The sequence below is a fragment of the Nocardioides sp. QY071 genome, assembly GCF_029961765.1.
Taxonomy (GTDB): domain Bacteria; phylum Actinomycetota; class Actinomycetes; order Propionibacteriales; family Nocardioidaceae; genus Nocardioides.
The window spans coordinates 2,179,593-2,201,690 of sequence record NZ_CP124681.1 but is presented as its reverse complement, the minus strand read 5'-3'; the positions used below and the strand labels follow the sequence as shown (position 1 = coordinate 2,201,690).

The window sequence follows — 22,098 nt, the reverse complement described above, 5'->3', positions numbered from 1 at the left end:
GTCCCGTCCCGTCTATCCGGCGAACCAGCGCTGCTCGGCCGGTCGGATGTTGTGCCACACGTGCTTGGTCTCGCGGTACTCCTCGAGTCCGGCCAGCCCGAGCTCGCGCCCGGTGCCGGACTGCTTGAAGCCGCCCCACTCGGCCTGCGGGACGTACGGGTGGTAGTCGTTGATCCACACCGTGCCCATCCGCAGCCGGCCCGCGACGCGCTGGCCCTTGCCCGCGTCCTGGGTCCACACCGCGCCGGCCAGGCCGTAGATGCTGTCGTTGGCGATCCGGACGGCCTCGTCCTCGTCGGTGAACGTCTCGACCGTCAGCACCGGGCCGAAGGACTCGTCCTGGGTGACGGACATGTCGCTGCGGCAGCCGTCGAGCACGGTGGGCAGGTAGTAGTACCCATCGGCCAGCTCGGGGTCGTCGGGTCGCTGGCCACCACAGCGCAGTACCGCTCCCTCGGCGAGCCCGGCGGCGACGTACGCCTCGACCTTGTCGCGGTGGGCGGCACTGGTCAGCGGCCCGGTCTCGGCCTTGTCGTCGAAGGGGCCGCCCAGCCGGATCCGGCCGGCCCGCTCGACCAGGGCGTCGACGAAGGAGTCGTGGACGGACGCCTCGACGAGCAGCCGGGCACCGGCCGAGCACACCTGTCCGGAGTGCAGGAAGACCGCGGTGAGCGCGAAGTCGAGGGCGACCGCGAGATCGGCGTCGGCGAAGACGATGTTGGGGTTCTTGCCGCCCAGCTCGAGCGCGACCTTCTTCACGGTGCCGGCCGCGGCCGCCATCAGCCGCCGGCCGGTGGCCAGACCGCCGGTGAAGGACACGAGGTCGACGCGCGGGTCCTCGGCCAGCGGGGCCCCGGCGTCGGGGCCGGCGCCGAGGACCAGGTTGCCGACGCCGGCCGGCAGTCCGGCCTCGGTGAGCAGTCGCATCAGGTGGATCGCGGTGTGCGGGGTCAGCTCGCTGGGCTTGAGCACGAAGGTGTTGCCGGCGGCGAGGCAGGGCGCGACCTTCCAGGCGACCTGCAGCAGCGGGTAGTTCCAGGGCGCGATCAGGCCGCACACGCCGACGGGCTCGTGGACGATCCGGCTGACGACGTCCGGGTTCCCGGTGTCGACGACGCGACCGGCGTCCTCGGCGGCGATCCGCCCGTAGTGGCGGAAGACGCCGACGATGTCGTCGATGTCGTACTCCGACTCGACCAGGCGCTTGCCGGTGTCGAGCGACTCCATCCGCGCCAGCTCGGCCTTGTCGCGGACGAGCAGGTCGGCGACCCGCAGCAGCAGGTCGCCCCGCTCGCGGGCCGGCGTACCGGGCCACGGACCGGCGTGGAATGCCCGGTGGGCCGCGCCGATGGCGTCGCGGGTGTCCTCGGCGCTCGCCTCGTCGACCTCGGCCACCAGGGTGCCGTCCGCGGGACAGTGGATGGCCCGGCGGCCACCGGCGGCGGGAGCGCGCCACTCCCCGTCGACGAAGAGATCCGGCACCGCGCCACCTCCTTCCAGGACAGGTGTTGCGTATGACGCACAACACTTCTCGTTGCGCAACGCTCTGAGAATGCTGCGATCCCGCGCCCGCGTCAAGGACCCCCGCGGCCCGGGCTCAGCGGCGCGGGCTCACTCGCGCCAGCTCCAGCCCAGCCGGTGGGAGATCTCCCCTGCCGCGGCCAGGCACTGCGGGATCACCGCCTCGAGCCGCTCCGAGGAGAGCCGGAACGTGGGACCGGAGACGCTGATCGAGGCGATGACGTCACCGTGGGCGTTGCGGATCGGCGCGGCCACCGCGGTGAGCCCGACCTCGAGCTCGTCGATCGCCAAGGAGTAGCCCTGCTCGCGGATCGTCGCCAGCTCCTTGCGCAGCTGCGCCTTGTTGGTGATGGTCGCCGGTGTGAACCGGGCCAGGGAGCCGAGCGCCTCGGCCAGCTGCTCGGGCGTGAGCTCGCTGAGCAGCACCTTGCCGTTGCTCGTCGCGTGCAGCGGGATGTGCTGGCCCACCCAGTTGTGGGACTGCAGTGCGGAGGAGCCCGCGACCTGGTCGAGGTAGAGCGCCGCGTGCTCGGCGCGCACCGTCAGGTTGACCGTCTCCCCCGTGTCGGCCGCCAGCTGCCGGGTGATCGGGCGTGCCTCCTGCACCAGGTCCAGCCGGGCGGTCGTGGCACCCGCGAGCCGGAGCAGTCCCACGCCGAGCGAGTAGCGGCCCCGATCGCCCGCCTGCTCGACCAGCCGGTGCGCCTCCAACGTGGAGACCAGCCGGAAGGCCGTCGACTTGTGGACCTCGAGCTCGGCCGCGATCTCGGTGACGCCCGCCGTGCCCAACCGGGCCAGTACCTCCAGGATGGTCAGCGCCCGGTCGACGGACTGGACCGTGGCCGCCTCACTGTTGCTCATGGCGCAACGATATGCCCGATGTGCGTCAGCGGAAGACCACCGTGCGGTGCCCGTTGAGCAGGACCCGGGACTCGGCGTGCCAGCGCACGGCACGAGAGAGCACCTGCGCCTCGACGTCGCGTCCCGCGGTCACCAGCTGGTCCTGGTTGAAGCCGTGGTCGACGCGGACGACGTCCTGCTCGATGATCGGGCCCTCGTCGAGGTCGGCGGTGACGTAGTGCGCGGTCGCGCCGACCAGCTTCACCCCGCGGTCGAAGGCCTGGTGGTACGGCTTGGCGCCCTTGAAGCTCGGCAGGAACGAGTGGTGGATGTTGATGGCCCGTCCGCTGAGCTCGGCGCACATCCGGTCCGAGAGCACCTGCATGTAGCGGGCCAGCACGACCAGGTCGACGTCGTGCTCGGCGATCAGCTCCCGCAGCCGGTCCTCGGCCTGCTCCTTGGTGTCGGGGGTGACCGGGACGTGCACGAACTCCAGGCCGTGGGCCCGGGCCAGCGGCTCGGCGTCGCGGTGGTTGGACACCACCACGGGGATCTCGATCTGCAGCGACCCGGTGCTGTGGCGGAAGAGCAGGTCGTTGAGGCAGTGCAGGTGCTTGGAGACCATGATCAGGGTGCGGTACGGCGCCTTCGCGTCCCACAGCTCGAAGGTCATCGCGAACCGTTCGGCGACCTCGGCGAAGTCGGCGCGCAGCCCCTCGGCGCTCACCTCCTCCCCGTCGACGACGAAGTCGAGCCGCATGAAGAAGGTGCCCGTGATCTGGTCGCCGAACTGCTGGCTCTCGATGATGTTGCCGCCGTGGGCCACCAGGAACCCGGACACGGCGTGCACCACGCCCGGCCGGTCGGGACAGGTGAGGACCAGGACGAAGTCTCCGGACGGGGCGCTGGCCACGCCGCCCACCCGCTCGATCACCCGCTCAGTCACCCGCTCAGTCACCGAGCTCGGCCCGGCGGCGGACGACGTACTCCCGCAGCTCCTCCTCGATCGCCGCGTCCAGCGGCGGCGCCTCGTACTCCTCGAGCTTCTTGCGGTAGATCTCCTCGGCCCGGGTGTTGGCGTCCTTGCCGCCGCCCCGCATCCACCGCTCGTAGTTCTCCGAGGACGACAGCAACGGGCGGTAGAAGCAGGTGCGGAAGCGCTCCATGGTGTGCATGGCGCCGAGGAAGTGGCCGCCGTGCCCGACCTCCTCGTGGGCGCCGAACGCCATCGAGTCCTCGTCGATCTCCAACGGCGTGAACTCGGCCTGCATCATCTGCAGCAGCTCGATGTCGACGATGAACTTCTCGTAGCCGGCGACCAGGCCGCCCTCGAGCCACCCGGCGGAGTGCATCACCCAGTTCGCGCCGGCCAGGAAGGTCGGCAGCATCGTCATCAGCGCCTCGTAGCCGGCCTGCGCGTCGGCCACCTGCGAGGAGGTCAGGCCGCCACCGGTGCGGAACGGCAGCCCGAAGTGCCGGGCGATCTGGCCGGTGCACAGCAGGCCGAGGCCCGACTCCGGCGTCCCGAAGGTGGGCGAGCCGGACTGCATGTCGATGTTCGACAGGAACGATCCGAAGATGACCGGGGTACCTGGCCGGATCAGCTGGGACAGCGCGATGCCGGACAGCGCCTCGACGATCTGCTGGACCAGGGCGGCCGGGATGGTCACCGGCGACATGGCGCCCATCAGGATGAACGGGGTCAGTACGACGGGCTGCCCGGCGCCGGAGTACTCGAACTGCGCCTCGAGCATGCGGTCGTCCCAGCGCAGCGGTGAGTTGCAGTTGATCAGCGAGATGGTCGCGGGCGTCTCCTCGATCGCCTCGCGCGAGCCGAACAGGATCGAGGTCATCGCCAGGGTGTCGGCGGCGTTGACGCCCGAGACGACATTGCCCATGTAGACCTTGTCGGTCAGCGTCTGCAGCGCGAGCGTCATGTCGAGGTGCCGGCTGTCGAGCGGGGTGTCGTTGGGCTCGCAGATGACGCCGCCGGCGGAGTCGAGGACGGGGAACGACTGGGCGAGCTTCGTGAAGCTGCGGAAGTCGTCCATGGTCGCGTCACGGCGGACCTCGCCCTGGCGCACGAACGGGGGCCCGTACACCGCGCCGAAGGCCATCGAGTCGCCGCCGATGTGGATGCTGTTGGCCGGGTTGCGGGCCTGGACGTCGAACTCCGCGGGCGCCTTCGCCACCTGCGCGAGCACGAAGTCGGGGTCGAGGAAGACCGTGTTGCCCTCGACGCGCTGGCCCGCCTTGCGGAAGAGCTCGAGCGCCCGTTCGTCCATGAACTCGACGCCGATCTCGGTCATCAGCCTGCGCCAGCCCTTGTCGAGCGTGGCCATCGCATCGGCGGAGAGCACCTCGTAGCGCGGCATCCGGTTCTGGAACATCGAGCCTCCTTGGGTCCTTGACCGGGAATCCTTCGGCATCCTAGCCTCATGATATGGGATCTGAGTTCCACATCATGGAACTCTTCGCGAACGAACGGAACCACGGTGAGCACCCGATGAGCACGCCCCCGAACACCGGCACGCAGGCGGTCGACCGCGCCGCCCTGCTCGTCGCCACGGTCGTGCGGGCGGACGAGCCGCTGAGCTTCGCGGACCTGCAGGACTCCTGCGGACTGCCGAAGTCGACGACCTCACGGATGCTGGCCGCCCTCGAGCGCACCGAGCTCCTCGAGCGCAACGCCGCCGGGTCCTACGTCGCCGGTCCGCTGTTCTGGCTCTACGCCGCGCGCCACGACCCGTGGGAGGAGCTGGTGCGGCTGGCCAGGTCCACGATGGACCGGGTCGGCGCCGACACCGGCGAGACCGTCCACCTCTCGGTGTGCCGCGGCGACCGGGTCGTGCAGGTGGCGCAGGTCGACTCGACGTACCTTCTCGGCACCCGCGACTGGACCACCGTCGACGTGCCCGCCCACACCTCGGCACTCGGCAAGGTGCTGCTGGCGCACGGCCTCGTCGACCTGCCCGCCGGCGAGCTCGACCAGGCGACGCCGCACACGGTCACCGACCGCGAGGTGCTGCGCCGCGAGCTCGCCCAGGTCGTCCGCCGCGGCTGGGCCGGCACCGTCGACGAGCTCGAGATCGGCCTCTCCGGCGTCGCCGCGCCGGTGCGGGGCAGCAGCGGCGAGGTGGTCGCGGCACTCGGCATCTCGGGGCCCACGCCGCGCCTGGCCGAGCGGCGCGACGAGATCGGACGACAGTTGAGCAACCGAGCGGAGCAGCTATCCGGGCTGCTGCGTCGGCGCACGCGCAAGGAGGGCGTGGCATGACCCCAGAAGAGATCCTGCAGGGCCTGTACGACGAGACGCTGGTCGGCAACGCCCCGCGGGTGCTCGAGCTGACCAACGACGGGCTCGCGCTCGACATGGAGCCGCAGACGCTGCTCTTCGACGCGCTCATCCCCTCGCTCGAGGAGGTCGGCGCCCGCTTCGAGCGCGGCGACTTCTTCGTCCCGGAGATGCTCATCGCCGGCCGGGCGATGGCCGGCGCCATGGAGCGGCTGCGGCCGCTGCTCGCCGAGACCGGGGTCGAGACGATCGGCAAGTTCTTGATGGGCACGGTCAAGGGCGACGTCCACGACATCGGCAAGAACCTGGTCAACATCATGCTGGAGGGCGCCGGGTTCGAGGTGATCGACCTCGGGGTGCAGGTGGCGCCGGAGAAGTTCGTCGCAGCGATCGAGGAGCACCAGCCCGACATCGTCGGGTTCTCGGCATTCCTCACCACCACGATGCCGATGTTCAAGGCCAACATGAACGCCCTCGAGAAGGCCGGGCTGCGCAACGAGGTCATCGTGATGGTCGGCGGCGCCCCCGTCACCCAGGAGTACGCCGACGCGGTCGGCGCCGACGGGTACGCCGCCGACGCCTCGCAGACCGTGAAGCGCGCCAAGGCACTGCTCCACGAGAAGCGCGCGACGGTCCCCGCATGAGCGCCCCCCGCCTCGAGACCCGGCTGCGGTCGGCGACCCAGGAGGTCGTGATCGGGCACGACACTCGGTTCTGCCTGATCGGTGAGCGGATCAACCCGACCGGGCGCCGGATCTTCCAGGAGCAGCTGCGCGCCGGCGACCTCTCGGCGATCGAGCGCGACGTCCAGGCGCAGGTCGAGGGCGGTGCCGACGTCCTCGACGTCAACATGGGCGTGCCGCTGACCGACGAGGCCGACCTGCTGGCCAAGGCGATCACGATGGTGCAGAGGCTCACCGACAAGCCGATCTGCATCGACTCCTCGGTCGTCGAGGCGCTCGAGGCCGGGCTGGCGGTCTACCAGGGCCGCGCGCTGGTCAACTCGATCACCGCCGAGGACGAGCGGATGGCGCAGATCCTGCCCCTGGTCAAGAAGTACGACGCCGCGATCATCGCCCTGCCCAACGACGAGGACGAGATCCCGATGGAGGTCGACAAGCGGGTCGAGCTGACCCGCAAGATCGTCCAGGTCGCGACCACGGAGTACGGCATCGCCCAGGCCGACATCGTGATCGACCCGCTCGCCATGCCGATCGGAGCCGACGGGACGGTCGCGCTGACCTTCTTCGAGACCGTTCGGCGCATCCGCGACGAGTTCGGCGTCAACATGACCTGCGGCGCCTCGAACGTCTCCTTCGGCATGCCCTCGCGGCACGCCCTCGGGGCGGGGTTCCTCCCGATGGCCATGCAGGCCGGCCTGACCTCCGCCATCATGGACACCCGCACCCCGCAGATCGTCGAGGCGGTCAAGGCCGCCGACCTGCTGCTCGGCCACGACGAGTGGGGCGGCGCCTGGATCGCGGCGCACCGGGCCCGGCAGGCGGCGACGGCATGAGGCCGGGATGACCTCCGACCCGGACGCCCCCGATCCGGACTTCTCGCTCGACCACGTCCGCCGCGAGGGGTTGATGGCCAGCCCCGGCACGGAGCTGGTGACCCATGACGGCACCGGCCGGGTCGAGCTGTCGTTCAACGTCGAGGACGCCGGCGGCGCCCCGCCCACGCAGCGCAGCGTGCGGGTGCCGCCCGGCGTCACGGTCTTCGACTCCGCGTCCTGGAACGGCATCGCCATCGACTCCACCTGCGGTGGCCACGGCACCTGCCACAAGTGCAAGGTGCGCGTCACCTCGGTGGTTGAGGAGGTCGCGCAGCGACCGTCTCGAAACCCCACGCCCGTCTCGCGCCACGACGTGCGCACGTTCACCCGCGACCAGCTGGACGCGGGGTGGCGGCTGGCCTGCCTGGTGCAGGCAACGCGCGACCTGAAGGTCGACGTACCGCCGCTCACCACGCGTCCGAAGGCCGCGACCGTGGGCGTCGGGCGCCAGGTGATCCTGCGCCCGGCGGTGCAGAAGCGGTACGTCGAGCTGGCCGAGCCGGACCTGTCCGACCAGCGCACCGACCTCGACCGGCTGCTGGCGGCGATCGACGACCTCGCCCCTCAGCCCGACCTGCACGCCCTGCGCCGACTCCCCCACGTGCTCCGCGCGGCGGACTGGAAGGTCACCGCGGTCGTCGTCGACGAGGTCCTCGTCGACGTCGAGCCCGGCGACACGACGGGGCAGCGCTACGCGATCGCGTTCGACCTCGGCACGACCACCGTGGTGGCGACACTGCTCGACGTCGCCCTCGGCACGCCGGTCGGCGTGGCGTCCATGCTCAACAAGCAGCAGCCGTACGGCGGCGACGTGATCACCCGGATCAGCGCCACGATGCTGGATCCGCAGACCCTGCCCCGACTGCAGCAGGCGGCGGCCACGACGCTCGCGGAGCTGGCCGCGCAGGTCTGCCGCGAGGGCGGCGTCGACCCGCAGCAGGTCTACGAGGTCGCGATCGCCGGCAACGCCACCATGACCGCGCTCGTGCTCGGCATCGACCCCGAGCCGCTCGGCGTCGCGCCGTTCGTGATGGCCACCGCCCAGCCCCCGACCGTGCTGGCCAGCGACGTCGGGCTCGACGTCCACCCCCGGGCTCGGGCGGTCTTCTTCCCGGCTCTGGGCGCCTATGTCGGCGGCGACATCGTGGCCGGGATGCTCGCGACCGGCATGGACCGCGACAAGCGGACCCGGCTGTTCATCGACGTCGGCACCAACTGCGAGCTGGTCGTGAGCGACGGGGACCGGATCCTGTCGACCGCGGCACCGGCGGGCCCGGCGTTCGAGGGCGGCGCGATCAGGTGTGGCATGCGCGCCGCCGACGGCGCGATCGAGGTGATCAAGCTCGGCGCCACGCCCGAGGACGCCGTCCAGCTGGGCGTGATCGGCGACGTCGAGCCGAAGGGCCTGTGCGGCTCGGGGCTCGTCGACGCCGTGGCCGAGCTGGTGCGGGTCGGGCTGCTCGACGTCTCGGGCCGGTTCGTGCCGGACGAGCAGGCGCCGGAGGTCGCGCCGGCGCTGGCCGACCGGCTGACCAGGATCGGCGAGGAGCGGGTCTTCGTGCTGCACCGTCCCCACGCGGACGCCGTACCCGAGGAGTGCGTGGTGCTCTCGCAGCGCGACGTGCGCGAGCTCCAGTTCGCGAAGGCGGCGATCTCCACCGGCTGGACGCTGCTGCTCGAGGAGCTCGGGCTGGAGCACCGCGACGTCCAGCAGGTGCTGATGGCGGGCTCGTTCGGCAGCTACATCTCCCCCGCCTCCGCGGTCCGGATCGGGCTGGTCCCGAAGCTGCCCGTGCTGCGCATCGTCTCGGCCGGCAACGTGGCCGGCGAGGGCGCGAAGATGGCACTGCTGTCCGTGCGCGAACGGGCCGGTGCGGCGGCACTGCTGCAGGAGGTGACCTATGTCGAGCTCTCGGACCGCCCCGACTTCAACGACCGGTTCGTCGACCAGCTCGCCTTCTGAGCCTGCCGGCCTGGACCTGATCGCCTGCGGGGCGCTCGCCCAGCCCGCGGCCGAGATCGCCGCGCGCCGCGGCTGGCCGGTGACGGTGCACCCGCTCCCCCCGCTGCTGCACAACCAGCCGCACCTGATCGCCGGCGAGGTCCGGCCGCTGGCCGAGCGGCTGCGCGCAGCCGGGCACCGGGTGGCGATCGGGTACGCCGACTGCGGCACCTACGGCGCGCTCGACGCCGTGTGCGCCGAGCTCGGCATCGAGCGGCTGCCCGGTCTGCACTGCTACGACGTGATCGCGGGACCGGATCGGCTGGCGCGGCTCTTCGAGGACCAGCCCGGCACCTACGTCCTGACCGACTTCCTGGTCCGCTCCTTCGCCCGCACCGTCGTGCGCGAGCTCGGCCTGGACCGCTACCCCGAGCTGCGCGGCGACTACTTCGGCGCCTACACCCGGGTCGTGTGGCTCGCCGAACAGCCGGACGACGAGCTCAGGCGGCTGGCCGAGGACGCTGCGGCGACCATCGGCCTGCCGCTCACCGTCGTCGAGGCCGGTCAGGCCGGCCTGGAGACTGCCCTGGCCCGCCTCGTGCTGCGAAGCGGCGCCGGTAGCGACCGGGCGTGATCCCGACGTCGGAGATGAAGCTCGCCCGGAAGGTCGCCGGGGAGTAGTAGCCGGCGTCGTGGCCGATCCGGTCGAGCGGTAGGTCGGTCGTCTCGAGCAGGCGCTTGGCGATCGCGATCCGCTCGGCGGCCACCCAGCGCATGGGCGTGGTCCCGATGTCGCGCTGGAAGCGCCGGGCGAGGGTACGAGGTGATGCCGCGGCCGCGCCGGCGAGCCGCTCGAGGGTGATGTCGTCGTGCAGGTGGGCGTGCAGCCAGGCCCGGAGGTCGTCGAGCCAGTGCGCCTGCTCGGTCAGCGGGTCCGCGGCGACGTACTGCGCCTGGTCGCCGTCACGGTGCGCGGCGATCACGAGGTTGCGCGCGATCGTGTTCGCGGCCTGCTGGCCGTGGTCGGTGCGGATCAGGTGGAGGCAGAGGTCGAGCCCGGCCGCCGAGCCGGCGCTGGTGAGCACTCCGTCGTCGACGTAGATCGCGCGGGCGTCCACGTCGATCGCCGGGTAGCGGCGCTGGAGGAGGTCGGCCCAGCGCCAGTGCGTCGTGGCCCGGCGGCCGTCGAGGATGCCCGCCTCCGCCAGCGCGAAGGCGCCGGTGCACAGCGAGACCATGCGTACGTCGGCGGCCGCGGCCCGGCGCAGCGCACCCACCAGCGCCGGGTTCGCCGGCTCGTCCGGGCGGATCGCCGGGACCAGGACGGTGTCGGCCTCGTCGAGCGCGGCGAGCGGCCGGTGCGGCACCAGCCGGGAGCCGCCGTGGACCCGCACGCCCCTCAGGTCGCCGTACAGCGTGACGTCGTAGAGCGGGCTCGCCTCACGGTCCCAGTCGTAGCCCAGCGCCTCGAGCGGCATGCCGATCTCGAAGAGCGTCATGCCCTCCACGATCGGGACCGCGATCGACGGCTGCGATGGCATGGCAAGAAACTAGCATTTGTTGTCGATCTTGCCACTACTCGCGAACGCTCGGCAGGCGGAGGGTTGAGGCATGACCACCTACCGGAACCTCACCACCACCGCCCTTCGATCCGCATGGCGGGTCGTGCGCGAGATCGCCCACGGCATCGACGCGGGCGCACTGGTCGCTCACGGTCGCCCCGTGCCGCCGGACCACCCCGCGCGCCAGCGTCGGCTCGACCACGAGGAGGTCGAGCGCCGTCTCGCCGAGCTCTACCCGAGGACTCAGCCGTCGAGCCGCGCCAGCCAGTCCCGGCGCCACGCCTCGGTCTCGGCAACCTGGTTGAAGGTGTAGACGTGCAGCCCGGCAACGCGCATCAGCGGGTCGCCCAGGGTCGGCGCACAGCGCTCCACGAACGACTCCCCGGTGAACCCGCCGGGGGCGACCAGGCGGGTCATCAGGCCCTTCTGCTTGGCCAGGAACCGGGTCGAGTCGCCGACGCCGATCTTGGTCGCCATGCCCAGCAGCTTGGTCCGCTCGACCGGGCCCGGGACACCGAGCAGGAGAGGCAGGTCGATGCCGCGGCGCCGTATGCGTTGCAGCCAGTCCTTGATCACCGCCGGGTCGAAGGTGAGGTTGCTGACGATGTACGTCGCATGCTTGCGCTTGTCCCACATCGACTGCACGGTCAGGTCGTCGTGGATCTTCGGGTGGCTCTCGGGATAGCCGGTCACGCCGATCTGCGCGAACGGGCTGCCGATCGCGGTCAGGTCCTCCAACAGTGAGACCGCGTCGTGGTAGTCGCCGACCGGGTCGGCGTCGCCGCCGGGCACGAAGACGTTGGTGATCCCGGCCTCGGCCAGCCGCGCGGCGAGCTCCACCAGCTCGGCGCGACCGCTCACCATCCGCGCCGCCAGGTGCGGGACGACGGTGTAGCCGGCGGCGGCCAAGCGCTCCGCGGTGCCGACGGTGCGCTCGAGCCCCATCGACGGCGAGGCGGTGACCGTCAACGGGACCTCGGTCGGGACGGCCTCGAGGACCTTGGCCTCGATCGTCGCGGTCGGGAGGATCTCGTAGCGCGCACTTGCGAGCAGCCGGCGGACCGTGGCCCGGTCGTGGGTGCGCATCACGGGACCTCGTCGTCCTCGCGGGCGGCCTCGGGCGCGATGTCGGCGCCCAGGCTGGCGAGGGCGACGTTCTGGTGGTCGATGAGGTCGTACTTCTGCGCGTGCAGGACGGCGCGGCGTACGCGCGGAGGCAGCGTGGACTCGTAGGGCTCGGCCCGCAACGACTTCACCAGCGACACGCACATCGCGACGATGATCAGCATGAACGGCCCGGCGACGATGATCACGAGCGTCTGCAGGGCGCTCAGTCCGCCGGACCACAGCAGGATCGAGGCCACAGCCCCCTGGGCGACGCCCCAGAAGACGACCAGCCATCGCATCGGCTCCTCCTTGCCGTGCTGGCTCAGCATGCCCATCACGATCGAGGCGGAGTCCGCGCCGGTGATGAAGAAGATCGCGATGAGGAACACGGCCAGGACCACGGTCACCGACGCGATCGGATACTCGCGCAGGGTCGTGAACAGCGCGCTCTCGCTGCCCTCCTTCGCGAGCACCGCCCCCAGGTCGTCGGCACCGCTCAGCTGTACGTCGAAGGCGGACCCGGCCATGATCGAGAACCACACGAACGAGACCAGGCTCGGGACCGCGATCACGTAGATCACGAACTCGCGGATCGTGCGGCCCTTGGAGATCCGGGCGATGAACATGCCGACGAAGGGCGTCCAGGACACCCACCAGGCCCAGTAGAAGATCGTCCAGCCGCTGATGAACGCGTCGCCGCCGAAGGCGCCGGTGCGGAAGGACATCGCCGGCAGGTGGGTGAGGTAGCCGCCGAGCGACTCGGTGAACGTGCTCAGGATGAACACCGTCGGGCCGACGACGAAGAGGAAGAACACCAGCAGCACGGCGGCGACCGCGTTGGCGTTGGAGAGGATCTGCACGCCCTTGTCGACACCGCTCACCGCGGACAGCACGAAGCACGCCGTGAGCACGGCGATGACGCCGACGGTGAGCCACTTGGACTCCCCCGAGCCGAACACGTCGTCGAGGCCGCCGGTGATCTGCAGGGCGCCGAGGCCGAGCGAGGTCGCCGAGCCGAAGAGGGTCGCGAAGATGGCGATCACGTCGATCGCCTTGCCCGGTCCCTCGGTCGCCCGGCGTCCCAGCAGCGGGCCGAACGCCCCGGACACCAGGTTGCCGGCGCCCTTGCGGTAGGCGAAGTAGCCGATCGCGAGCCCGATGACGGCGTACATCGACCACGGGTGCAGGCCCCAGTGGAAGAACGCGTACTCCATCGACGTACGGGCCGCCTCGGGGGTGCCCGCCTCGGCCCGGCCCGGCGGGGTGCTGCCGGGGTCGGTCGACGTGAGGTAGGTCAGCGGCTCGGCGACGCCCCAGAACATCAGGCCGATCCCCATCCCGGTGGCGAACATCATCGACACCCAGGAGAAGGTCGAGAACTCGGGGGTCGAGTCGTCGGGACCGAGCCTGATGTTGCCGTAGCGCGTCACCGCGAGATAGCAGGACAGGATGAGGAACCCGGCGCTGACGAGCACGAACATCCAGCCGAAGTTCCCGGTGACCCAGGCCAGCGTCTTGCTCGTGCTGGTGGTCATCGAGTCCGAGTCGACGGCACCCCACAGCAGGAAGGCGAGGACGAGGGCCGCGGCCACACCGAAGGTGACCCGGTCCAGCGGGACCGGCGCCCCACCCGCGTGGCCCGGCTGGCCCGGCTGCTCGTCCCCGGGCCCCGTCGACTTCTCCAGCGTCACCTCGGCCATGTCCGCGTCCTCCCGGGAGGCAACCCGCGTTGCGCTATTCGCAACTCACTTCAGATAGCGCAACCACCATGCGCCGGTGGCACGTCTCTCGTCAAGCATCTGCTGTCGCGGCTCAGCGCACGCCCCACGAGTAGGTCTGCTTGACCAGCTTGAGATAGAGCAGGGTCTCGGTGCTCAGCACGCCGGGAAGCGGTCGGATCCGCCGGGAGATGATCTCGAGCAGGTGCTCGTCGCTCTCCGCGACCACCTCCGCGAGCAGGTCGAAGGAGCCGGCCGTGATCACGACGTAGTCGACCTCCTTCAGCTCCGCGAGAGCCTCGGCGATCGGCTCGAGCTCGCCGGTGGCGCGGATCCCGATCATCGCCTGGCGGGCGAAGCCGATCTCGGTGGGATCGGTGACCGCGACGACCTGCATCACCCCGCTGTCGACGAGCCGCTGGACCCGCTGGCGCACCGCCGCCTCGGACAGGCCGACGGCCTTGCCGATCGCGGCGTACGAGCGTCGTCCGTCCTCCTGGAGCTCGGCGATGATCGCTTTCGAGACGTCATCGAGGGGCGGCGACTTCGGCTTGGACACGCCCCGATCCTAGGGAAGTGCGGATTTCGTTGCAATCACGTAAATCCCCTTCGGAATCGCTTGTCACGTGACCTAGGTCATGCCACGATCGGCACGTTCTGTTCTGGGGAGGTGCAATCAGTGGTCCATGCCCGTCTGAGCCGCAGGGCGGCCCTTCGAGGAGGTGCCGGCGTCCTGCTCGGTGGCGCCAGTCTCGGCGTGCTGCCGCTGTTCGGCACCCCTGACCGCAAGCAGGACCCGGCGTCGTGCCGGGTCCGCGACCTGTCGTCGTCCGACAAGCGACTGGTCGTGTCGAACTGGCCCGGCTACATCGACGAGGACGACGGGGACTACACCTCGACGCTCACCGAGTTCGAGAAGCGCACCGGGATCAAGGTCAGCTACACCGCCGACGTCAACGACAACCTCGAGTTCTTCGCCAAGGTCGTCAACCAGCTCGGCTCGTGCCAGTCCTCGAAGCGCGACATGTTCGTGCTCACCGACTGGATGGCGGCCCGGATGATCCAGGTCGGCTGGATCCAGCCTCTCGACAAGGCGAAGGTGCCCAACGTCCACGCCAACCTGATCGACTCGTTGCAGCACGTCGGCTGGGACCCGGACCGCACCTACTCGGCCCCGTGGCAGAGCGGCCTGACCGGCATCGCCTACAACAAGTCGAAGGTCAAGGAGGTGCGCTCCTTCGAGGAGCTGCTCACCCGCTCGGACCTGCGCGGCCGCATCTCGCTGCTCACCGAGATGCGCGACACGATGGGCCTGATCATGCTGACCGAGGGCGCCGACCCGGCGGACTTCGACCAGGACGACTGGGACAACGCCATCGACCGGCTGCGCAAGGCCCGCAACGACGGCCAGATCCGGGCGTTCACGGGCAACGACTACATCCAGGACCTGTCCGCCGGGAACATCCTGGCCTGCGAGGCGTGGTCCGGTGACGTCGCGGCTGCCGAGGACGAGAACCTCGTCTTCGTCTCCCCCGAGGAGGGCCAGATGATCTGGTCCGACAACATGCTGGTCCCGAACCTCGCGACCCACCAGGGCAACGCCGAGGAGTGGGTCAACTACTACTACGAGCCCGAGGTGGCCGCGAAGCTCGCGGCGTACGTCTGGTACATCTGCCCGGTCAAGGGCGCCCAGGAGGCGATGGAGAAGGTCGATCCGAGCCTCGTCGACAACCAGCTGATCTTCCCGTCCGCCGAGTCGCTGAAGACGATGCACTCGTTCATGGCCCTCGAGGAGTTCCAGATCCGCGCCTACGAAGGAGATTTCGCCGATGTCATTGGCGGCTGACAGCGGCCGGAGTCTCCGGCTCACCGCGCTCACCAAGGAGTTCGCGACCTTCACGGCCGTGCGCTCCCTCGACCTCGAGGTCCCCGCCGGCAGCTTCTTCGCGCTGTTGGGCCCCTCCGGCTGCGGCAAGACCACGACGCTGCGGATGGTCGCCGGGCTCGAGGTGCCGACCTCGGGCACGATCCACCTCGGCGAGGACGAGATCACCTACGAGAAGCCGTACCGCCGCCCGGTCAACACGGTCTTCCAGAACTACGCGCTCTTCCCGCACCTCGACATCCACGAGAACGTCGCCTTCGGCCTGCGCCGGCGCAAGGTCAAGGACGTCGACGCGCAGGTCAAGGAGATGCTCGCACTGGTGGAGCTCGAGTCGCAGGCGAGCAAGAAGCCGCCGCAGATGTCGGGTGGCCAGCAGCAGCGTGTCGCGCTGGCCCGCGCGCTGATCAACCGGCCCGAGGTGCTGCTGCTCGACGAGCCGCTCGGCGCGCTCGACCTCAAGCTGCGCCGCGCGATGCAGATCGAGCTCAAGCGGATCCAGACCGAGGTCGGCCTCACCTTCGTGCACGTCACGCACGACCAGGAGGAGGCGATGACCATGGCCGACACCATCGCCGTCATGAACGGCGGCGTGATCGAGCAGATGGGCTCCCCCGCCGAGCTCTACGAGAACCCGCGCACCACCTTCGTCGCCAACTTCCTCGGCCAGTCCAACCTGGTTCCCGGCACCGTCTCGAGCGCAGAGGGCGACGTCGTACGCGTCGACATGCACGGCATCCAGGTCTCCATCCCCGCCGAGCGGGCGCACACCCGCAGCGGCGACGGCTGGGTCGGCATCCGGCCCGAGAAGGTGCTCATCGCCCCGGCCGGCGAGCCGATCGACGCCCCGGGCAACCACATGACCGGCGGCATCATCACCGACGTCAGCTTCGTGGGCGTCAGCACCCAGTACCTCGTGATGATGCCTTGGGGCCAGGAGCTGATGTCCTTCGAGCAGAACACCGGCCGCCGCGCCGTGCTCGACAAGGGAACCAAGGTCGACGTGTCATGGCGCCCCGAGTTCGCATTCCTGCTGCCCGCCAGCCAGGACGTGAACGCCGGCGTGATCGAGGAGGCGTAGGGCGATGCGGCGCGGACGCTTCACCGGCTACTGGCTGATGCTGCCCGCGGGCCTGTGGCTCGCGCTGTTCTTCGTCATCCCGTTCTACTCGCTGCTCGCGACCAGCCTCTTCGACCCGAAGGGCTCCGTGCTGACCGGGTACGACGTCGACTACCGCTTCGCGAACTTCGTCGACGCACTCGACCAGTTCTGGGAGCCGCTCTTCCGCTCGTTGTGGTACGCCGGCGTCGCGACCGCGATCTGCTTGGTGCTCGGCTACGTGCTGGCCTACGCGATCGCGTTCAAGGCCGGCCGGTGGCGCAACCTCCTGCTGGTGCTGGTGATCGCGCCGTTCTTCACCAGCTTCCTGGTGCGCACCCTGTCGTGGAAGCTGATCCTCGCCGACGACGGGTTCGTCGTGGACACGCTGCAGTTCTTGCACGTGCTCGGCGACGACGGCCGGCTCCTGGCCACCCCGGTCGCGGTGATCGCCGGCCTGGTCTACAACTTCCTGCCGTTCATGGTGCTGCCGCTCTACGCCAGCCTCGAGAAGATCGACGGCCGGTTGATCGAGGCGGCGGGCGACCTGTACGCCTCCCCCGCGCGCGGCTTCCTGAAGGTGACCCTGCCGCTGTCGAAGCCGGGGGTCGTGGCCGGGACCCTGCTGACCTTCATCCCGGCCGCGGGCGACTACATCAACGCGGCGCTGCTGGGCAGTCCCAACCAGCGCATGGTCGGCAACGTCATCCAGAACCTGTTCACCAGCACCGGTGACTACGCCACGGCGGGCGCGCTCTCGGTGATCCTGATGGCGATCATCGTCGCCATGGTCATGGTCTACATCCGCACGGCGGGGACGGAGGAGCTCGTATGAACGGCGTGCAGCGCGCCGGGCGGTGGATCGGCGAGCACCTGGTGCTCGCGGCCGGTCTGCTCGTGCTGGTCTACATGTTCGTGCCGATCGCCGTCGTGATGCTGATGAGCTTCAACGACAACAGCAAGTCCCGCAACGTCTACGCGTTCCGCGACTTCACCTGGAGCAACTGGGCCAACCCGTGCCGTCCGGACGGCATGTGCTCGGCCGTCGTACGCAGCATCGAGATCGGCCTGCTCGCGACCCTCGTGGCGACCCTGCTGGGCACCCTCGCCGCGTTCGCACTGGTCCGCCACGACTTCATCGGGCGCTCGGTCGCCAACACCGTGATCTTCCTGCCGATGGCCTCCCCCGAGATCGTGATGGGCTCCTCGCTGCTCGCGCTGTTCGTCGCGGGCGGCTTCGGCGGACGGCTGGGCTTCGTGACGATCTTCATCGCCCATGTGATGTTCTGCCTGTCCTTCGTGATCGTGACCGTGAAGGCACGACTCTCCGGCCTCGACGAGAACCTCGAGCAGGCCGCGATGGACCTCTATGCCAGCGAGTGGACGACCTTCTGGCGGGTGACCTTCCCACTGGTCTTCCCCGGCATCGCGGCCGCCGCGTTGCTGAGCTTCTCGCTGTCCTTCGACGACTTCATCATCACGAACCTCAACGCCGGCCAGACCGTGACCTTCCCGATGTTCGTGTGGGGTGTCGCCCAGCGCGGCATCCCGATGCAGGTCAACGTCGTCGGCACGGTCATGTTCCTGATCTCGCTGTTCCTGGTGCTCACCAACATGCTGGTGACCCGCAAGCGGGCTGCTGCCTGACGTTGAGTTGCCGCCTTCTCCTCGTTGAGTTGCCGATTCCTCGTCGTTGACTTGCCGCTTTCTCCTCGTCGAGTTGCCCGTCTCGTCGTGGGACGGGCAACTCGCAGGTAAGGATGCGGCAACTCAACGCGGAGGATGCGGCAAGTCAACGGTGAGGATGGGGCAAGTCAACGACGAAGCGGCGGCCCGGGACCCCCACCGTCCCCGACCGCCGCTGCGTGGTGGCAGCGCTGCTGCGCGTCCCCGCGGCTACAGCAGCCCCGCCGCCTCGGTGAGGACGGCGCGGAGCTTCTGCTCCATCTCGTCGAAGTGCTCCTGGCCGCAGATCAGCGGCGGCGAGAGCTGGATGACCGGGTCGCCACGGTCGTCGGCGCGGCAGTAGAGGCCGGCGTCGTACAGCGCCTTGGAGAGGAAGCCGCGCAGCAGGCGCTCGGACTCGTCCTCGTCGAAGGTCTCCTTGGTCGCCTTGTCCTTGACCAGCTCGATGCCGTAGAAGAAGCCGTCGCCACGGACGTCGCCGACGATGGGCAGGTCGAGCAGCTTCTCGAGGGTGCCGCGGAAGGCGCCCTCGCGCTCGCGGACGCCCTCGTTGATCTTCTCGTCCTCGAAGATCTCCATGTTCTTCAGCGCGACGGCCGTGGAGACGGGGTGGCCGCCGAAGGTGTAGCCGTGCAGGAAGGTCTCGGTGCCGTGCGCGAACGGCTCGTAGATCCGGTCGCTGGCGATCATCGCGCCGAGCGGAGAGTAGCCGGAGGTGAGGCCCTTGGCCGAGGTGATGATGTCGGGCTGGTAGCCGTAGCGCTCGGCGCCGAACATGTGGCCCAGCCGGCCGTAGGCGCAGATGACCTCGTCGGAGACCAGGAGGACGTCGTACTGGTCGCAGATCTCGCGCACCCGCTGGAAGTATCCCGGGGGCGGCGGGAAGCAGCCGCCGGCGTTCTGGACGGGCTCGAGGAAGACGGCGGCGACGGTGTCGGCCCCCTCGTTCTCGATGGCGACCGCGATCTGGTCGGCGGCCCAGCGGCCGAAGGCCTCCAATGACGCAGCGTCGGAGCCGTCGAGGAAGCCGCCGGTGATCTCGGAGGCCCGGTAGGCGTTGGTGTTGGGCACCCGGAAGGTCGAGGGCACCAGCGGCTCGAACGGAGCCTTGAGGCCGGGCAGCCCGGTGATCGACAGCGCGCCCTGGGTGGTGCCGTGGTAGGCGATCGCGCGGCTGATCACCTTGTGCTTGCCGGGCTTGCCGACGAGCTTGAAGTAGTTCTTGGCCAGCTTCCAGGCCGACTCGACGGCCTCGCCGCCCCCCGAGGTGAAGAACACCCGGTTGAGGTCGCCGGGCGCGTAGCCCGCGATCTTCTCGGCGAGCTCGATCGCGGTCGGGTGGGCGTAGGACCACAGCGGGAAGAAGGCGAGCTCGGAGGCCTGCTTGGCCGCCACCTCGGCGAGGTCGGTGCGCCCGTGGCCGAGCTGGCTGACGAACAGGCCACCGAGGGCGTCGAGGTACTTGCGTCCCTGGGCGTCCCACACGTAGGCACCGTCACCGCGGACGATGATCGGCACGTCGGCCGTGTCGTACGACGACATGCGGGTGAAGTGCATCCACAGGTGATCCCGCGCGGACTTCTGGAGGGCGTCGTGCGCCGTTGCGTCTACCACTCGACCATCTTGACGCCCACGCGCGGAAACAGCAAGTGAATCCGTGGCCTCTCGCCTGATTTGCAACGGATTTCGTTGCCCCCGGGCTTTCGCGCGGCGGAGATGCTGGCTACGCTCCCCAGCCATGACCGCCCTGCGCAACTTCATCGACGGCGCATCCGTCGACGCCGCCTCCGGAGCCACCTACGACATCGTGAACCCGGCGACCGGCCGGGCCTACACGACCGCACCGGCCAGCGACGCCGAGGACGTCGACCGCGCGATGCGCGCCGCCGAGCGGGCCTTCGCGACCTGGGGCGAGACCACCCCGAAGGAGCGGCAGGAGGCGCTGCTGCGCATCGCGCAGGCGATCGAGGACCGCGCCGACGAGTTCGTGCGGGCCGAGTGCGAGAACACCGGCAAGCCGATCGGCATCACCGCCGACGAGGAGCTGCCGCCCAGCGTCGACGAGTTCCGCTTCTTCGCCGGCGCCGCCCGGGTCCTCGAGGGCAAGAGCGCCGGCGAGTACCTCAAGGACCACACCTCGTGGATCCGCCGCGAGCCGATCGGCGTCGTCGGCCAGGTGACGCCGTGGAACTACCCGCTGATGATGGCGATCTGGAAGATCGCGCCGGCACTGGCCGCCGGCAACACGATCGTGCTCAAGCCGAGCGACACGACCCCGGCCAGCACGGTGCTGCTCGCCGAGGTCGCCGCCGAGTTCCTGCCGGCGGGCGTGCTCAACGTCGTCTGCGGCGACCGTACGGCGGGCCGCGCGCTGGTCGAGCACAGGACCCCTCAGCTGGTGGCGATCACCGGCTCGGTGCGGGCCGGCATGGAGGTCGCCACCTCGGCCGCCGCCGGCCTCAAGCGGGTCCACCTCGAGCTCGGCGGCAAGGCCCCGGTCGTGGTCTTCGACGACGCCGACGTCGAGTCGGCCGCCGCGGCGATCGCCGGGGCCGGCTACTTCAACGCCGGCCAGGACTGCACGGCCGCCACCCGCGTGCTCGCGGGCGCAGGCATCCACGACGAGCTCGTCGCGGCCCTGGCCGAGCAGGCCCGCGGGACCCGCACCGGCCTGCCCGACGACCCCGCGGCGGCGTACGGCGCCCTCAACAACCCCGACCAGCTCGCCCGGGTGGCGGGCATGGTCGAGCGGCTTCCCGACCACGCGCGGATCGAGGCCGGCGGCAGCCGGCCCACCGTCGCCGGCGGTGAGGGCGGCTACTTCTACGACGCCACCGTCGTCTCCGGACTGCGCCAGGACGACGAGGTGATCCAGAACGAGATCTTCGGCCCGGTCATCACCGTCCAGCGCTTCGCCGACGAGGCCGAGGCGGTGCGCTTCGCCAACGACGTGCAGTACGGCCTGTCCTCCTCGGTGTGGACCAGGGACCACGGCCGGGCGATGCGGATGTCGAAGGCCCTCGACTTCGGTGTGGTGTGGATCAACGCCCACATCCCGTTCGTCTCCGAGATGCCGCACGGCGGGTTCAAGCACTCCGGCTACGGCAAGGACCTGTCGATGTACGGGCTCGAGGACTACACCCGGGTCAAGCACGTCATGTCCTACACGGGAGCCTGACCCGGCGTCAGCACGCCCCTGGGTCCTGGCTCTCTAGGATCTCGTCATGGCCGACCAGTGGCGCCCGTACGACGCACCCGGGAACGACAGCGCCCCGCCGCCGACACCCGCGCCCTACGCAGGCGGCACCTACCCGGCGTACGACGCGGCCGGCGAGCGCCGGCGCCTGCGCCGCCGGGTCGGCATGCTCGTCGTCGGTGCCCTCGTGGTGCTCGGCGGCGCCGGGGCGGGGATCACCGCGCTCGTCGTGAGCGCCCTCGACGACGACAGCACGACGACGTCGACGACCACCACGACCACCACCCGCACCGAGATCCACAGCTCCGGCAGCGGCGACGTCGACTTGTACTCCACGGCCGCGACCAGGGCCATGGCCGAGGCGCTGGTGAAGGAGACCGGCTCGCCGAAGGTGCTCGAGGTCGTCCTCTTCCAGGCCCACGCGGTGCTCACCGTCCCGGACGGCGGCGGAGCGCGCAGCATGCTGTGGGACGGCACGTCGCTGACCGACGCCGGCGAGGTCGCCTCGACCCGCCCGTCGGCGTTCGACCTCGGCGACCTCGACGGCGCCGTGGTCCGTGACCTGTGCGGCAAGCAGCCGCTGCGGTGCACCGCGGTCATCGGCCGACCACGGCCGGGCGACAACGGCGCGTGGATGACCATCGCCTCCCCCAGCAGAGTCCACTTCACGGACCTGCAGGGCAGGTAGCCGC

21 protein-coding genes are annotated in these 22,098 nt (G+C 70.2%); 12 read left to right on the top strand and 9 right to left on the bottom strand.

Translation table 11 applies throughout. From position 1 onward, the window contains the following. Positions 1-12: 12 nt before the first annotated feature. The 4 genes from QI633_RS10545 to QI633_RS10530 all read right to left on the bottom strand — a co-directional run bounded on the left by QI633_RS10545 (position 13) and on the right by QI633_RS10530 (position 4,790). Positions 13-1,482: an aldehyde dehydrogenase family protein gene (locus tag QI633_RS10545; protein WP_282428922.1), complete on the bottom strand. Its 1,470-nt coding sequence runs from the start codon at positions 1,480-1,482 to the stop codon at positions 13-15. A 129-nt stretch (positions 1,483-1,611) separates the two neighbouring features. Further along, on the bottom strand, positions 1,612-2,382 hold the full coding sequence (locus tag QI633_RS10540; RefSeq protein ID WP_141799223.1) for an IclR family transcriptional regulator: 771 nt from the start codon (positions 2,380-2,382) through the stop codon (positions 1,612-1,614). 25 nt (positions 2,383-2,407) lie between these two features. Beyond that, positions 2,408-3,307, bottom strand: coding sequence for a formyltetrahydrofolate deformylase (gene purU, locus QI633_RS10535; RefSeq protein ID WP_260806062.1), 900 nt, complete (start codon positions 3,305-3,307; stop codon positions 2,408-2,410). Positions 3,308-3,311: 4 nt separating this feature from the next. Beyond that, positions 3,312-4,790: a trimethylamine methyltransferase family protein gene (locus tag QI633_RS10530; RefSeq protein WP_160158273.1), complete on the bottom strand. Its 1,479-nt coding sequence runs from the start codon at positions 4,788-4,790 to the stop codon at positions 3,312-3,314. Between the two features lie 77 nt (positions 4,791-4,867). Between QI633_RS10530 and QI633_RS10525 the strand changes: the two genes are divergently transcribed. From QI633_RS10525 to QI633_RS10505, 5 genes are read left to right on the top strand one after another with little or no spacing between them, the layout of a single operon-like run. Next, a complete protein-coding gene (locus QI633_RS10525) occupies positions 4,868-5,638 on the top strand; it encodes an IclR family transcriptional regulator (protein ID WP_282428921.1) in 771 nt (256 codons plus the stop codon). Continuing rightward, the gene (locus QI633_RS10520; RefSeq protein WP_141799226.1) at positions 5,635-6,300 is read left to right on the top strand and encodes a corrinoid protein; all 666 of its coding nucleotides are present in this window, start codon (positions 5,635-5,637) and stop codon (positions 6,298-6,300) included. Before QI633_RS10525 ends, QI633_RS10520 begins: the two co-directional genes overlap by 4 nt. Beyond that, the gene (locus QI633_RS10515; RefSeq protein ID WP_141799227.1) at positions 6,297-7,172 is read left to right on the top strand and encodes a dihydropteroate synthase; all 876 of its coding nucleotides are present in this window, start codon (positions 6,297-6,299) and stop codon (positions 7,170-7,172) included. The genes QI633_RS10520 and QI633_RS10515 overlap by 4 nt, the downstream gene beginning before the upstream one ends. A gap of 7 nt (positions 7,173-7,179) precedes the next feature. Further along, entirely contained in the window at positions 7,180-9,177 is a 1,998-nt protein-coding gene (locus QI633_RS10510; RefSeq protein WP_282428920.1) for an ASKHA domain-containing protein, read from the top strand. After that, on the top strand, positions 9,116-9,790 hold the full coding sequence (locus tag QI633_RS10505; protein WP_282428919.1) for a DUF1638 domain-containing protein: 675 nt from the start codon (positions 9,116-9,118) through the stop codon (positions 9,788-9,790). The genes QI633_RS10510 and QI633_RS10505 overlap by 62 nt, the downstream gene beginning before the upstream one ends. Here the strand turns inward: QI633_RS10505 and QI633_RS10500 are convergent. After that, positions 9,702-10,697: a helix-turn-helix domain-containing protein gene (locus QI633_RS10500; RefSeq protein ID WP_141799230.1), complete on the bottom strand. Its 996-nt coding sequence runs from the start codon at positions 10,695-10,697 to the stop codon at positions 9,702-9,704. The genes QI633_RS10505 and QI633_RS10500 overlap by 89 nt on opposite strands. A gap of 70 nt (positions 10,698-10,767) precedes the next feature. Between QI633_RS10500 and QI633_RS10495 the strand changes: the two genes are divergently transcribed. Next, the gene (locus QI633_RS10495; protein WP_141799231.1) at positions 10,768-11,031 is read left to right on the top strand and encodes a hypothetical protein; all 264 of its coding nucleotides are present in this window, start codon (positions 10,768-10,770) and stop codon (positions 11,029-11,031) included. Here the strand turns inward: QI633_RS10495 and QI633_RS10490 are convergent. From QI633_RS10490 to QI633_RS10480, 3 genes are all read right to left on the bottom strand, one after another. Next, positions 10,962-11,804 (bottom strand): methylenetetrahydrofolate reductase, encoded by an 843-nt coding sequence (locus QI633_RS10490; RefSeq protein WP_282429297.1) that lies wholly within the window; start codon positions 11,802-11,804, stop codon positions 10,962-10,964. The genes QI633_RS10495 and QI633_RS10490 overlap by 70 nt on opposite strands. Continuing rightward, entirely contained in the window at positions 11,804-13,525 is a 1,722-nt protein-coding gene (locus QI633_RS10485) for a BCCT family transporter (protein ID WP_141799233.1), read from the bottom strand. The genes QI633_RS10490 and QI633_RS10485 overlap by 1 nt, the downstream gene beginning before the upstream one ends. 112 nt (positions 13,526-13,637) lie before the next feature. Next, positions 13,638-14,102: an Lrp/AsnC family transcriptional regulator gene (locus tag QI633_RS10480; RefSeq protein ID WP_282428918.1), complete on the bottom strand. Its 465-nt coding sequence runs from the start codon at positions 14,100-14,102 to the stop codon at positions 13,638-13,640. Between the two features lie 120 nt (positions 14,103-14,222). Here QI633_RS10480 and QI633_RS10475 point away from each other — a divergent pair, with 120 nt between their 5' ends. The 4 genes from QI633_RS10475 to QI633_RS10460 are packed head-to-tail and all read left to right on the top strand — an operon-like array spanning position 14,223 to position 18,171. Continuing rightward, positions 14,223-15,389, top strand: coding sequence for a spermidine/putrescine ABC transporter substrate-binding protein (locus tag QI633_RS10475; RefSeq protein ID WP_282428917.1), 1,167 nt, complete (start codon positions 14,223-14,225; stop codon positions 15,387-15,389). Beyond that, positions 15,373-16,506 carry an ABC transporter ATP-binding protein gene (locus QI633_RS10470; protein WP_141799236.1) on the top strand — a complete coding sequence of 378 codons (1,134 nt, stop codon included), beginning with the start codon at positions 15,373-15,375 and terminating at the stop codon, positions 16,504-16,506. Before QI633_RS10475 ends, QI633_RS10470 begins: the two co-directional genes overlap by 17 nt. Positions 16,507-16,510: 4 nt before the next feature. Then, complete coding sequence (locus QI633_RS10465; protein WP_282428916.1) at positions 16,511-17,359, top strand: ABC transporter permease; 849 nt, start codon at positions 16,511-16,513, stop codon at positions 17,357-17,359. Beyond that, positions 17,356-18,171: an ABC transporter permease gene (locus QI633_RS10460; protein WP_141799238.1), complete on the top strand. Its 816-nt coding sequence runs from the start codon at positions 17,356-17,358 to the stop codon at positions 18,169-18,171. The genes QI633_RS10465 and QI633_RS10460 overlap by 4 nt, the downstream gene beginning before the upstream one ends. A gap of 249 nt (positions 18,172-18,420) precedes the next feature. Here the strand turns inward: QI633_RS10460 and QI633_RS10455 are convergent, their stop codons facing one another. Next, on the bottom strand, positions 18,421-19,824 hold the full coding sequence (locus QI633_RS10455) for an aspartate aminotransferase family protein (RefSeq protein ID WP_260806063.1): 1,404 nt from the start codon (positions 19,822-19,824) through the stop codon (positions 18,421-18,423). Positions 19,825-19,948: 124 nt separating this feature from the next. Here QI633_RS10455 and QI633_RS10450 point away from each other — a divergent pair, with 124 nt between their 5' ends. Then, positions 19,949-21,388 (top strand): gamma-aminobutyraldehyde dehydrogenase, encoded by a 1,440-nt coding sequence (locus tag QI633_RS10450; protein WP_282428915.1) that lies wholly within the window; start codon positions 19,949-19,951, stop codon positions 21,386-21,388. 46 nt (positions 21,389-21,434) lie between these two features. Beyond that, positions 21,435-22,094, top strand: coding sequence for a hypothetical protein (locus QI633_RS10445; protein WP_282428914.1), 660 nt, complete (start codon positions 21,435-21,437; stop codon positions 22,092-22,094). The last annotated feature ends 4 nt before the right edge of the window (positions 22,095-22,098 follow it).

Bases quoted from the DNA above. Each gene is read 5' to 3' on its own strand.
- QI633_RS10540 (WP_141799223.1), bottom strand. From the start codon at position 2,382: ATGAGCAACAGTGAGGCGGCCACGGTCCAGTCCGTCGACCGGGCGCTG.
- QI633_RS10530 (WP_160158273.1), bottom strand. From the start codon at position 4,790: ATGCCGAAGGATTCCCGGTCAAGGACCCAAGGAGGCTCGATGTTCCAG.
- QI633_RS10525 (WP_282428921.1), top strand. From the start codon at position 4,868: ATGAGCACGCCCCCGAACACCGGCACGCAGGCGGTCGACCGCGCCGCC.
- QI633_RS10520 (WP_141799226.1), top strand. From the start codon at position 5,635: ATGACCCCAGAAGAGATCCTGCAGGGCCTGTACGACGAGACGCTGGTC.
- QI633_RS10515 (WP_141799227.1), top strand. From the start codon at position 6,297: ATGAGCGCCCCCCGCCTCGAGACCCGGCTGCGGTCGGCGACCCAGGAG.
- QI633_RS10510 (WP_282428920.1), top strand. From the start codon at position 7,180: ATGACCTCCGACCCGGACGCCCCCGATCCGGACTTCTCGCTCGACCAC.
- QI633_RS10505 (WP_282428919.1), top strand. From the start codon at position 9,116: ATGTCGAGCTCTCGGACCGCCCCGACTTCAACGACCGGTTCGTCGACC.
- QI633_RS10500 (WP_141799230.1), bottom strand. From the start codon at position 10,697: ATGCCATCGCAGCCGTCGATCGCGGTCCCGATCGTGGAGGGCATGACG.
- QI633_RS10495 (WP_141799231.1), top strand. From the start codon at position 10,768: ATGACCACCTACCGGAACCTCACCACCACCGCCCTTCGATCCGCATGG.
- QI633_RS10490 (WP_282429297.1), bottom strand. From the start codon at position 11,804: ATGCGCACCCACGACCGGGCCACGGTCCGCCGGCTGCTCGCAAGTGCG.
- QI633_RS10485 (WP_141799233.1), bottom strand. From the start codon at position 13,525: ATGGCCGAGGTGACGCTGGAGAAGTCGACGGGGCCCGGGGACGAGCAG.
- QI633_RS10470 (WP_141799236.1), top strand. From the start codon at position 15,373: ATGTCATTGGCGGCTGACAGCGGCCGGAGTCTCCGGCTCACCGCGCTC.
- QI633_RS10465 (WP_282428916.1), top strand. From the start codon at position 16,511: ATGCGGCGCGGACGCTTCACCGGCTACTGGCTGATGCTGCCCGCGGGC.
- QI633_RS10460 (WP_141799238.1), top strand. From the start codon at position 17,356: ATGAACGGCGTGCAGCGCGCCGGGCGGTGGATCGGCGAGCACCTGGTG.
- QI633_RS10450 (WP_282428915.1), top strand. From the start codon at position 19,949: ATGACCGCCCTGCGCAACTTCATCGACGGCGCATCCGTCGACGCCGCC.
- QI633_RS10445 (WP_282428914.1), top strand. From the start codon at position 21,435: ATGGCCGACCAGTGGCGCCCGTACGACGCACCCGGGAACGACAGCGCC.